Here is an 11,440-nt window from a genome sequence, read left to right on the forward strand (position 1 = left end):
TGGAGGAAATCAGTTGAAATCAGAAAATGTTTCGAAGAAAAAAACAATGTTAGAATGGGCAAAAGCAATTGTGATTGCTGTCGTCCTCGCTCTGCTCATCCGCAATTTTATTTTTGCGCCGTATGTCGTTGATGGAGACTCTATGTATCCTACACTTCATGACCGTGAAAGGGTTTTTGTCAATATGACAGTCAAATACATCGGCGAGTTTGATAGAGGAGACATCGTCGTATTAAACGGGGATGATGTTCACTATGTCAAACGGATTATCGGCCTGCCTGGAGATACGGTTGAAATGAAGAACGACCAGCTTTATATCAACGGGAAAAAGGTGCCCGAGCCTTATTTGGCAGCCAATAAAAAGAGAGCGAAGCAGGACGGTTATGACCATTTGACCGATGATTTCGGCCCGGTTAAAGTGCCTGATGACAAGTATTTTGTGATGGGTGACAACCGGCGGAACTCAATGGACAGCCGAAACGGGCTTGGCCTCTTCACGAAAAAACAAATTGCGGGCAAGTCTAAGTTTGTTTTCTTCCCGTTTAACGAAATGCGCAAAACAAATTAGGATCAAGCAGCTTCCTGAACAGGAGGCTGCTTTTTTTATTTCTTTTTTCGTTCATCCCCCAAAACCAGAACATAAATTCGTATAACTATAGAAAAGAATTTTTTGCAGAAATGTGAAACATATTCCCGTTATGCATCGTTATATTAATAATTTACGAGACTTTACGGTTTTTTATTCATGAAAAAAAGGAATAACTCATATGAATGAATAGATTCATATTGGCTGGAGGTTTAAAAATGGGAAGAATAAAAACCAAGATTACCATTCTGTTAGTGCTTTTGCTTTTACTTGCAGGCGGTTATATGTACATAAATGATGTTGAGCTGAAGGATGTTCCGACAGCAATTGGACAAACCTTGTCCTCGGAAGAAGAGGAATACACCATCCAGGAATATAAAGTGACGGAAATTGATGGCTCAGAGTATCATGGCGAAGCAGAAAACGGCACGAAAATCATCTTCAACGGAAAAAAATTAAATCAGGATTTGTCTGATATAAAAGAAGGCGACAAGATTAAGGCATACTTCAGCAAATCAAAGCGGATCGATGGTTTAATCAAGGTTGCCAAAGTGAATGATTAACAAAACATCACCTTTCGGATCGAAGGGTGATGTTTTGTTTTTCTCAAATTGTAAGTTTATTTCATTGCGTACTTTAAAAAGGATCGCTATAATAGCCAATAAGGACAAATGAATAAAGATTGTATCCTTCGGGGCAGGGTGGAAATCCCGACCGGCGGTAGTAAAGCGAATTCGCTTTAGAGCCCGTGACCCGTGTGCATAAGCGTGCGGTGGATTCAGTTTAAGCTGAAGCCGACAGTGAAAGTCTGGATGGGAGAAGGATGATGAGCCGCTATGCAATTGTATCAAAAATGCATAGTGTTATTTCCTATTGCGTAAAATACCTAAAGCCCCGGATTTTTCATAAATTCGGGGCTTTTTTGACGGTAAATAACAAAAGAGGGGAGGGAAACAAATGGAAGAGTATTATATGAAGCTGGCATTAGATCTTGCGAAGCAGGGCGAAGGACAGACCGAATCCAATCCGCTCGTCGGCGCTGTTGTGGTAAAGGACGGACAAATTGTCGGAATGGGCGCCCATTTAAAATATGGCGAAGCTCATGCAGAAGTTCATGCCATCCATATGGCCGGATCCCATGCAAAGGGTGCGGATATTTACGTTACACTCGAACCGTGCAGCCATTACGGAAAAACACCGCCATGTGCAGAACTGATTATCAACTCTGGCATCAAAAGAGTGTTCGTGGCGATGAGAGATCCTAACCCGCTTGTGGCCGGAAGAGGGATCAGCATGATTGAAAAAGCCGGTATTGCAGTAGAGGAAGGCATCCTGGCTGACCAAGCGGAGAAGCTGAATGAAAAATTTCTGCACTTCATGAGGACAGGCCTTCCTTACGTCACACTAAAAGCTGCCGCAAGCCTTGACGGAAAGACAGCTACCAGCACGGGCGACAGCAAATGGATCACGTCAGAGGCTGCAAGACAGGATGCTCAGCAATACAGGAAAACACACCAAAGCATTTTAGTCGGAGTTGGCACTGTGATAGCTGACAATCCGAGTTTAACTTGCAGGCTGCCGGATGTGACAAAACAGCCGGTTCGGGTGATACTTGATACCGCACTCTCGATTCCTGAGGACACTCAAGTGATTTGCGATCAAGCAGCGCCGACATGGATTTTTACAACAACGCGCGCAGACGAGGAAAAGAAAAAACGGCTTTTAGCTTTAGGTGTGAACATATTTACGCTTGAAACTGAGCGCATTCAAGTTCCCGATGTTTTGAAAATCCTTGCGGAAGAAGGCATCATGTCGGTGTACGTGGAAGGCGGTTCAGCTGTTCACGGAAGCTTTGTCAAAGAAGGCTGTTTTCAAGAAATCATCTTCTATTTTGCCCCTAAACTAATCGGAGGAACGCATGCTCCCAGCTTAATCTCCGGTGAAGGTTTTCAATCAATGAAAGATGTCCCCTTATTACAATTCACTGATATAACACAAATCGGCCGTGATATCAAACTGACGGCAAAACCGATAAACGAGTAGGATGGTGACCATGTTTACAGGAATTATTGAAGAAACAGGCACAATCGAATCCATGAAAAAAGCAGGGCATTCAATGGCCTTAACAATCAATTGCTCAAAGATTTTAGAGGATGTTCATCTGGGCGATAGCATTGCAGTGAACGGCATTTGTCTGACTGTCACTGATTTTACAAAAAATCAATTCACAGTGGATGTTATGCCTGAAACAGTCAAAGCTACGTCACTAAATGATTTATCAAAAGGAAGCAAAGTAAATCTGGAAAGAGCGATGGCGGCAAACGGCCGTTTCGGAGGTCATTTCGTCTCAGGGCATGTCGACGGAACTGCTGAAATTGCACGAATTGATGAGAAAAGCAACGCTGTTTACTATGATTTAAAGATGGACCCGTCTTTAACAAAAACACTGGTCTTAAAAGGATCAATTACCGTGGACGGCGTGAGCTTAACCATATTCGGGCTGACAGAAGACACAGTGACAATTTCTTTAATACCGCATACGATCAGCGAAACGATTTTTTCAGAAAAAACGATCGGCTCTAAAGTGAATATCGAATGCGATATGATCGGAAAATACATGTATCGATTTTTGGATAAAGCCAATGAAAATAAGACCCAACAAACCATAACAAAAGCCTTCTTAAGCGAAAACGGCTTTTAGAGAGGAAGATTTGCATGTTTCATCCGATAGAAGAAGCACTAGATGCTTTAAAAAAAGGCGAAGTCATCATAGTTGTAGATGATGAAGACAGAGAAAATGAAGGAGACTTTGTGGCTCTTGCCGAGCATGCAACTCCAGAAGTCATTAACTTTATGGCTACACACGGAAGAGGGCTGATTTGCACGCCGCTCAGTGAGGAAATCGCAGACAAGCTTGATCTTCATCCTATGGTTGAGCATAATACAGATTCTCACCATACTGCATTTACGGTAAGCATTGACCACCGTAAAACGAAAACGGGTATCAGCGCTCAAGAAAGATCCTTTACCGTTCAAGCATTGCTGGACAGCAAATCCGTGCCGTCTGATTTTCAGCGTCCCGGGCACATTTTTCCGCTGATTGCGAAAAAAGGAGGTGTCCTGAAAAGAGCGGGTCATACAGAAGCTGCTGTTGATCTTGCCGAAGCCTGCGGATCTCAAGGAGCCGGCGTCATTTGTGAAATTATGAATGAAGACGGAACGATGGCGAGAGTGCCTGAGCTCATTGAAATTGCGAAAAAGCATCAATTAAAAATGATCACCATTAAAGATTTGATTCAATACCGTTACAATCTAACAACACTTGTCGAGCGTGAAGTCGACATTACGCTGCCTACTGATTTTGGCACATTCAAGGTTTACGGATACACAAATGAGGTAGACGGAAAAGAGCATGTCGCATTTGTGATGGGAGATGTGCCGTTCGGTGAAGAACCGGTATTGGTCCGGGTGCATTCAGAATGTCTCACAGGTGACGTGTTTGGATCTCATCGCTGTGACTGCGGCCCGCAGCTGCACGCCGCGCTGACGCAAATTGCCGCAGAAGGCCGGGGAGTGCTCTTGTATTTGCGCCAAGAAGGCCGAGGCATCGGTTTAATCAATAAATTAAAAGCTTATAAGCTTCAGGAACAAGGCTATGACACCGTAGAAGCCAATGAGGCGCTTGGATTCTTGCCTGACCTTCGCAACTATGGCATCGGTGCACAAATGTTACGCGACCTCGGTGTGCGGAATATGAAGCTTTTGACGAATAATCCGCGAAAAATCGCCGGCCTTGAAGGCTATGGGCTCAGCATTTCAGAAAGAGTGCCTCTTCAAATGGAAGCAAAAGAGCACAATAAAAAATATTTGCAAACCAAAATGAACAAGCTGGGTCATTTACTTCATTTCTAATCACAAATATCACAAAAAAGGATGGGAATCATATGAATATCATACAAGGAAATTTAGTTGGTACAGGTCTTAAAATCGGAATCGTAGTAGGAAGATTTAATGATTTTATTACAAGTAAGCTGCTGAGCGGGGCAGAAGATGCGTTGCTCAGACACGGTGTAGACACAAATGATATCGATGTGGCTTGGGTTCCAGGCGCATTTGAAATTCCGTTTGCTGCGAAAAAAATGGCGGAAACAAAAAAATATGACGCTATTATCACATTGGGCACCGTCATCAGAGGCGCGACGACACATTACGATTATGTCTGCAATGAAGCTGCAAAAGGTATCGCGCAAGCAGCAAACACTACTGGTGTACCTGTCATCTTTGGTATTGTGACAACTGAAAATATCGAACAGGCGATCGAGCGTGCCGGCACAAAAGCGGGCAACAAAGGTGTAGATTGTGCTGTTTCTGCCATAGAAATGGCAAATTTAAACCGTTCATTTGAATAATTTGCTGAAAACAGTTTAAAAATATGGCGAAAATGATATAATGTGAGAAAACGGATCACCTATTCGTATCCGTTAATAGCAGACTGGACATTTTGATATAGAGGGGTTTTTATGTTAATTCGTTATAAAAAATCGTTTGAAAAGATTGCGATGGGACTTCTTTCGTTCATGCCGAATGAAAAAGACCTTAAGCAGCTTCAGCAGACAATTAAGGACTACGAAACGGATACAGACCGCCAGCTCTTTCTTTGGAAAGAGGACGAGGATATCGTCGGAGCAATCGGAGTCGAAAAAAAGGATTCTGAAGTTGAGATCCGGCATATCAGTGTAAATCCTTCTCATCGCCATCAAGGAATCGGAAAACAGATGATGGATGCTTTAAAGCATTTATTCAAAACGCAGGTACTGGTTCCAAATGAATTAACGCAGAGCTTTTTCGAACGTTGTCAAGGTCAGCAAGATCAAGACATTTCATACAATAATTAAGCAGAGGCTGAAATCAGCCTCTGCTTTTTTTTCTCCGTTCTATTTCTTTTTCACGTTCAAGGATGACGTCAGTCCGATCCCGCAAACGGTGCTTGTCGATAAGAAACGTATCGGTGAGTGTGCTGGGCTGCCCCCATGTGTACTCTTTTTTCTTGCATTCAATTCGGCATGCTTCCTCCAGCTTCTCATCTTTGATCGGCAGCATAATGCTCTCATAGGAAGAGCCCGTTTCGATTTGTTCGTAAACCGACTGCATAAGCTCGAGTAAGCGACTATGATCAAGCCCCAAGCCTTCGACCGCTTGTTTTTCCGCTTGAAGAATCCGGATGCTGTTCGCCATCAGTCTTTTTGCTCCGGCTGTATTTTGCCTTCTGTGATGATACAAAGCAACAGCAAGCTGAATAAAGCCGACCCAATAAACTTTTCGATTGTTTGGCGGATCTTCCTTCCAATATTCTTCTAATATTTCATGGCATTCAAAATAATCCCGTGTCGCGTGAAATTCAACGAGATAATCGATATAAGCTTTCGGATACAAGATGCTTCCTCCTTTAATCTGCCTTTAGTGTAACACAGGAAGGAGAAAAGGAAAAAAGAACGCTTAGCCCGGATAGACTCTTTGTTTTAGCATGGTATTGAAAGGGGAACCGCCGCTAAGACTTTTTTCTCCTGCCTCCTTTGTTATAGTCTGAGCGAACGCCTTTTTTGTTTTGAATATTCTGTACAAACTGCTTTAAAACAGGAAATGAAATAGTATTGGACGAGAGCTTTTTGGTGGCTTATACTAAAGGATAGCCAGTTTATCTGGCAATGAGAGTGATACTTGAAAATGGTGAGATGATGGAAGAATATCAAGTGAAAATTGATACGTTTGAAGGCCCATTGGACCTTCTGCTTCATTTAATCAATCGTCTTGAAATTGACATATATGATATACCTGTGGCGAAGATCACTGAACAATATTTATTATATGTACATACGATGCGTGTGCTTGAGCTCGATATTGCCAGCGAATATTTGGTCATGGCTGCCACGCTGCTCAGCATTAAAAGCAGAATGCTGCTCCCGAAGCAAGAGGAGGAGCTTTTTGAAGATGAATTACTTGAAGAAGAAGATCCACGGGAAGAATTGATTGAAAAGCTGATCGAGTATAGAAAATATAAAGATGCGGCGAAGGATTTAAAAGAACGGGAAGAAGAAAGACAAAAATCGTTCACAAAACCGCCGAGTGATTTGAGCGAATATGCAAAAGAAGTAAAACAGTCTGAGCAAAAGCTCTCTGTCACGGTCTATGATATGATCGGGGCTTTTCAAAAAGTGCTGAAACGCAAAAAAATAACTAGGCCGATGGAAACAACAATTACCAGACAGGAAATACCAATCGAAGACAGAATGAACGAAATCGTGCACAGCCTGAAATCAAGAGGAACGAGAATCAACTTTATGGACCTGTTTCCATATGAGCAAAAAGACCATTTGGTTGTGACTTTTCTAGCCGTTCTCGAGCTGATGAAAAATCAGCTGGTTCTCATTGAACAGGAACATAATTTTTCAGATATTTACATTACGGGGAGTGAATCCATTCATGGGGCTTGATATCGTGAATTGGAAAGCTATTGTGGAGGCCCTTCTTTATGCGGCAGGCGATGAAGGGCTCACAAAAAAGCAGCTGTTAACAGTGCTTGAAATCGAAGAGCCAGAACTGAACACCATCATGGCGGATGTGGCGGACGAATACCGCGGGGATACAAGGGGCATTGAACTTATTGAATATGCAGATACGTACATGCTCTCTACTAAAAAAGACTTTGCGCCATACTTGAAAAAACTGATTGAAGTGCCATCAAAGGGCCTTTCTCAAGCGTCTTTAGAAGTGTTGGCCATTGTTTCATATAAACAGCCGATTACGAGAGCAGAAATTGAAGAAATCAGAGGTGTAAAATCAGAGCGGATTTTACACAGCCTTGTCGCGAAGGCGCTATTGTGTGAAGTCGGACGGGCTGACGGTCCGGGCCGGGCTATTTTATACGGCACAACGCCGACTTTTCTTGAACAATTTGGTCTGAAAACGCTGGACGAGCTTCCGCCGCTGCCCGAAAATGCGGAAGAAGACGTTCTTCAAGAAGAAGCAGATTTATTTTTTGAAAACTTTAACCAAACCTTCGAAGATATAAAATAGAAGTTTAATGAATCGCGCTTTTTCATCATCATAAGATATAAGGAAGAAGCTATCATGAAAGAAGCAAAATGTGAGAGACAAAGACATGAGGGGAAGATACCAAACGAAATGGGACATTCGATTGTGCGAGCGCAGACTCAAAAAACAGGCGAATTCTTATCAATGGTTGTCAATACCGTTAACGATTACCTAAATCAAACGACGCTGGAGTCCTTACAGGCTGAATTGCCTACTGAGAAAGGATACTGCTGTGATGTGCTGAGCACTCTGAGAAGAATGACAGTATTTTGTGAAGGAGGCGCAGAAGCGTGCCGCCGTCTCCTGATGCAAGAGCCTTTTCAGGAAGCCAGAGCGGAAAAAACACTTTATAATGTGTATCACCAATGCATCGAAGAGTTCTTTATGCCGAAAAAAGACACGTGGTGTGAAAATAGCCGGGCATCTTATACCGGGGTCAGCGCAATTGAGTTTTACCATGCTGTTCCTGCGTCGCTTGAGCAATTATTATTGCCGCTGAGCGCAGCCTTTCTGAAGATGAGGGAAGAGCTGGCCCATTACGAAACGTCCGGATCAAGCATGGCTCCAATCAGATAACTTTTACTCTCCCTTTTTCAGGGAGAGTTTTTTTATGTTTACCTGCAGATATATAATTGTTATTCATAACTGGTGGACATGCGCATAAACTTGTACAAACCACCACAAGGACGTGAGCAAACATGCGCATTTTCAAAAAAGCAGTATTCATGGTCATGATTTCTTTTCTTATTGCAAATGTAAATGTGAACACAGCACATGCTGCTATAGATGTCAGTGCAAAAAGCGCGATCGTTATTGACGGAGCGTCAGGCAGAGTGTTATTTGCCAAGGATGAGCATGAAAAAAGGCGGATTGCAAGCATCACAAAAATCATGACGGCCGTTCTCGCCATCGAATCCGGCAAAATGGATGAAACGGTGACAGTGTCCGCAAATGCTGTCAGAACAGAAGGCTCTGCCATTTATTTAACAGAGGGGCAAAAAGTGAAATTAAAAGATCTTGTGTATGGCCTGATGCTGAGATCGGGAAACGACGCCGCTGTCGCAATTGCTGAACATGTCGGTGGAAGCCTCGATGGATTTGTTTATATGATGAATCAAAAAGCTGAGCAGCTTGGCATGGAGAATACCCGTTTTCAAAACCCGCACGGATTGGACGACCATGAAAATCATTATTCAACAGCTTATGACATGGCCATTTTAACCAAATATGCTATGAAGCTGAAAGACTATCAAAAGATTTCTGGTACGAAAATATACAAAGCAGAAACGATGGAAAGCGTCTGGAAAAACAAAAATAAACTGCTGACCATGCTTTATCGATACAGCACAGGAGGAAAAACAGGATATACAAAACTTGCAAAACGGACACTGGTCTCAACAGCTTCAAAGGACGGCATTGACCTGATAGCCGTCACCATAAATGACCCTAACGATTGGGATGATCATATGAAGATGTTTAACTATGTGTTTGATCATTATCAAACCTATTTAATCGCGAAAAAAGGGGACATTCCAAAGCTGAAAGGCACATTTTATGAATCGAAGGCTTTTATCAAACGTGATATCACCTATTTGCTAACCGAAGAGGAAAAAGAAGATGTCAACATTAAAACCACGCTCCTTAAGCCGAAAAAAACATGGGAAAAAGACGCCTCAAAAATTCCCGACATCGTAGGGCATATGAAGATCATGTTCAATGATGAAACGATCGCAAAAGTGCCGATCTATTATGAAAATGAACGACATCAAAAACCGAAAAAACAATTTTTTGAAACGTTTAAATCAATCTTTCTGAATGCAGCTGGCGGGGCAAAATGGTCAATATAATTTGGGTCAGCTTAACTGTGATCGGACTTGTTTTTGCGATGTGCAACGGAACTCTGCAAGATGTAAATGAAGCCGTATTTAAGGGTGCGAAGGAAGCTGTTACGATTTCATTCGGACTGATGAGCGTGCTTGTTTTCTGGCTTGGTTTAATGAAAATAGCCGAGCAGTCAGGGCTTTTGGATATTTTCAGCCGGATGTGCAGGCCTTTTATATCTAAGCTGTTCCCTGATATACCGCCGGATCACCCGGCGATGGGCTACATTTTATCGAATCTCATGGCGAACTTCTTCGGTCTCGGGAATGCAGCAACTCCGCTTGGCATTAAAGCAATGGAGCAAATGAAAAAGCTGAATGGAAACCGAACGGAAGCAAGCCGGTCGATGATTACTTTTTTAGCGGTGAATACGTCCTGCATCACCCTCATTCCGACAACCGTAATCGCTGTTCGAATGGCTTATTCCTCCAAAACGCCGACAGATATCGTCGGACCTAGTATTTTAGCGACACTTATTTCCGGAATCGGCGCCATTATCATTGACCGGTATTTTTATTACCGCCGCAAAAAGAAGGGAAGGTGAGCGGATGGAAATCATCAACTGGCTGTCTTTAGCCATGATTCCGATCATAATTGCCGGAATTCTTCTTTATGGAACTATTAAAAAGGTTCCCACATATGAATCGTTCGTCGAAGGCGGAAAAGAAGGGATAGAAATCGCCTTTTCCATTATCCCCTACTTAGTCGGAATGCTTGTCGCCATAACTGTTTTCAGATCATCAGGCGCGCTTGATTTTATAATGGACCTTTTAAAACCGGTTTTCTCTGCTATCGGCATCCCCGCTGAAGTAGTGCCGCTTGCGCTGATCCGCCCGATTTCCGGTACGGCCGCACTCGGCATGACGACAGATTTAATTGCAGTATACGGACCCGATTCCTTTATCGGCAGGCTGGCTTCGGTCATGCAGGGATCAACAGATACAACGCTTTACGTACTGACTGTGTATTTCGGAGCGGTCGGCATCAAAAAAATGGGTGATGCATTAAAGGTGGGACTTCTGGCTGATTTAATCGGCGTAGTTGCATCTATCATCATCGTTACGTTATTATTTGGGAGCGCCTGAAAACGGCGTTTTTTTTGGATTTGGCATAGGAATTTGAAAAAGCTTGTTTGTTAAGGTTGAAAAAAGTAAGATAATACTTGAGGTGAAAGACATGGAAAGACTGCAAAAAGTGATTGCTCATGCCGGAGTTGCATCGCGCAGAAAGGCAGAAGAGCTGATTAAAGAAGGAAAAGTAAAGGTGAATGGCAAAGTAGTAACAGAGCTTGGTGTAAAGGTTACCGGTTCTGATCAGATTGAGGTAAACGGGTTAAAGGTTGAACGCGAAGAGCCGGTTTACTTTCTCTTATATAAACCAAGAGGCGTTATTTCTGCAGCCCAAGATGACAAAGGGCGCAAAGTCGTGACGGACTTTTTTAAAGAAGTCCCGCAGCGCATTTACCCGATTGGGCGTCTGGATTATGATACGAGCGGTCTTTTGCTTTTAACCAATGACGGCGAGTTTGCCAATAAGCTGATGCACCCTAAGTATGAAATAGACAAAACATACGTGGCGAAGGTGAAAGGCATCCCGCCTAAAGAGCTGCTCAGAAAGCTGGAGCGCGGCATCAGGCTTGAAGAAGGCAAAACGGCGCCTGCTAAAGCGAAGCTGCTGTCTTTGGATAAGAAAAAGCAAACAAGCATTATTCAGCTGACGATTCATGAAGGACGCAACAGACAGGTGCGCCGTATGTTCGAAGCGATCGGGCATGAGGTAATCAAGCTGAAGCGTGAAGAATACGCGTTTTTAAACCTGCGAGGCTTGCACACGGGAGATGCCAGAGAGCTAACACCGCATGAAGTCAAAAGGCTCAGAGCG

Annotated in this window: 15 protein-coding genes and 1 riboswitch; of the genes, 14 read left to right on the forward strand and 1 reads right to left on the reverse strand. The window is 43.1% G+C overall.

Annotated features, from left to right (window positions below; translation table 11 throughout):
* Nucleotides 1-13: 13 nt before the first annotated feature.
* From sipS to ribT, 7 genes are all read left to right on the forward strand, one after another.
* Nucleotides 14-568, forward strand: a complete 555-nt coding sequence (gene sipS, locus RAC86_RS13495; protein WP_072183498.1) for a signal peptidase I sipS — start codon at nt 14-16, stop codon at nt 566-568.
* A 236-nt stretch (nt 569-804) separates the two neighbouring features.
* The gene (locus RAC86_RS13500) at nt 805-1,149 is read left to right on the forward strand and encodes a hypothetical protein (RefSeq protein ID WP_003223922.1); all 345 of its coding nucleotides are present in this window, start codon (nt 805-807) and stop codon (nt 1,147-1,149) included.
* 120 nt (nt 1,150-1,269) lie between these two features.
* Nucleotides 1,270-1,414: riboswitch (FMN riboswitch) on the forward strand.
* 129 nt (nt 1,415-1,543) lie between these two features.
* A complete protein-coding gene (ribD, locus tag RAC86_RS13505; protein WP_072566499.1) occupies nt 1,544-2,629 on the forward strand; it encodes a bifunctional diaminohydroxyphosphoribosylaminopyrimidine deaminase/5-amino-6-(5-phosphoribosylamino)uracil reductase RibD in 1,086 nt (361 codons plus the stop codon).
* A gap of 10 nt (nt 2,630-2,639) precedes the next feature.
* Nucleotides 2,640-3,287: a riboflavin synthase subunit alpha gene (ribE, locus tag RAC86_RS13510; protein ID WP_072566498.1), complete on the forward strand. Its 648-nt coding sequence runs from the start codon at nt 2,640-2,642 to the stop codon at nt 3,285-3,287.
* Between the two features lie 14 nt (nt 3,288-3,301).
* Nucleotides 3,302-4,498: a bifunctional 3,4-dihydroxy-2-butanone-4-phosphate synthase/GTP cyclohydrolase II gene (locus RAC86_RS13515; RefSeq protein WP_014114254.1), complete on the forward strand. Its 1,197-nt coding sequence runs from the start codon at nt 3,302-3,304 to the stop codon at nt 4,496-4,498.
* 32 nt (nt 4,499-4,530) lie between these two features.
* Entirely contained in the window at nt 4,531-4,995 is a 465-nt protein-coding gene (gene ribH / locus RAC86_RS13520; protein ID WP_003223915.1) for a 6,7-dimethyl-8-ribityllumazine synthase, read from the forward strand.
* Between the two features lie 111 nt (nt 4,996-5,106).
* The gene (gene ribT / locus RAC86_RS13525; RefSeq protein WP_003223910.1) at nt 5,107-5,481 is read left to right on the forward strand and encodes a GNAT family N-acetyltransferase RibT; all 375 of its coding nucleotides are present in this window, start codon (nt 5,107-5,109) and stop codon (nt 5,479-5,481) included.
* Nucleotides 5,482-5,494: 13 nt separating this feature from the next.
* Here the strand turns inward: ribT and RAC86_RS13530 are convergent, their stop codons facing one another.
* Nucleotides 5,495-6,019, reverse strand: coding sequence for a DUF309 domain-containing protein (locus tag RAC86_RS13530; RefSeq protein WP_014114253.1), 525 nt, complete (start codon nt 6,017-6,019; stop codon nt 5,495-5,497).
* Nucleotides 6,020-6,321: 302 nt separating this feature from the next.
* On the opposite strand from RAC86_RS13530, the gene scpA reads away from it, so the two are divergent.
* The 7 genes from scpA to rluB form a co-directional block, all read left to right on the forward strand.
* Entirely contained in the window at nt 6,322-7,077 is a 756-nt protein-coding gene (gene scpA / locus RAC86_RS13535; protein ID WP_032727417.1) for a segregation/condensation protein A, read from the forward strand.
* The gene (scpB, locus tag RAC86_RS13540) at nt 7,067-7,660 is read left to right on the forward strand and encodes an SMC-Scp complex subunit ScpB (protein ID WP_003223904.1); all 594 of its coding nucleotides are present in this window, start codon (nt 7,067-7,069) and stop codon (nt 7,658-7,660) included. The genes scpA and scpB overlap by 11 nt, the downstream gene beginning before the upstream one ends.
* Nucleotides 7,661-7,714: 54 nt before the next feature.
* Nucleotides 7,715-8,254 carry a YpuI family protein gene (locus RAC86_RS13545; RefSeq protein ID WP_014114251.1) on the forward strand — a complete coding sequence of 180 codons (540 nt, stop codon included), beginning with the start codon at nt 7,715-7,717 and terminating at the stop codon, nt 8,252-8,254.
* A 122-nt stretch (nt 8,255-8,376) separates the two neighbouring features.
* Nucleotides 8,377-9,525 (forward strand): D-alanyl-D-alanine carboxypeptidase DacB, encoded by a 1,149-nt coding sequence (gene dacB / locus RAC86_RS13550; protein ID WP_061187615.1) that lies wholly within the window; start codon nt 8,377-8,379, stop codon nt 9,523-9,525.
* On the forward strand, nt 9,513-10,103 hold the full coding sequence (gene spmA / locus RAC86_RS13555; RefSeq protein WP_014114249.1) for a spore maturation protein SpmA: 591 nt from the start codon (nt 9,513-9,515) through the stop codon (nt 10,101-10,103). The genes dacB and spmA overlap by 13 nt, the downstream gene beginning before the upstream one ends.
* Nucleotides 10,104-10,107: 4 nt before the next feature.
* A complete protein-coding gene (spmB, locus tag RAC86_RS13560; protein WP_003223896.1) occupies nt 10,108-10,644 on the forward strand; it encodes a spore maturation protein SpmB in 537 nt (178 codons plus the stop codon).
* Nucleotides 10,645-10,735: 91 nt separating this feature from the next.
* Nucleotides 10,736-11,440 (forward strand): 23S rRNA pseudouridine(2605) synthase RluB (rluB, locus tag RAC86_RS13565; RefSeq protein ID WP_377885756.1); only part of this gene is annotated, 705 nt, incomplete at its 3' end.

Source organism: Bacillus sp. LR_5 (genome assembly GCF_042709275.1).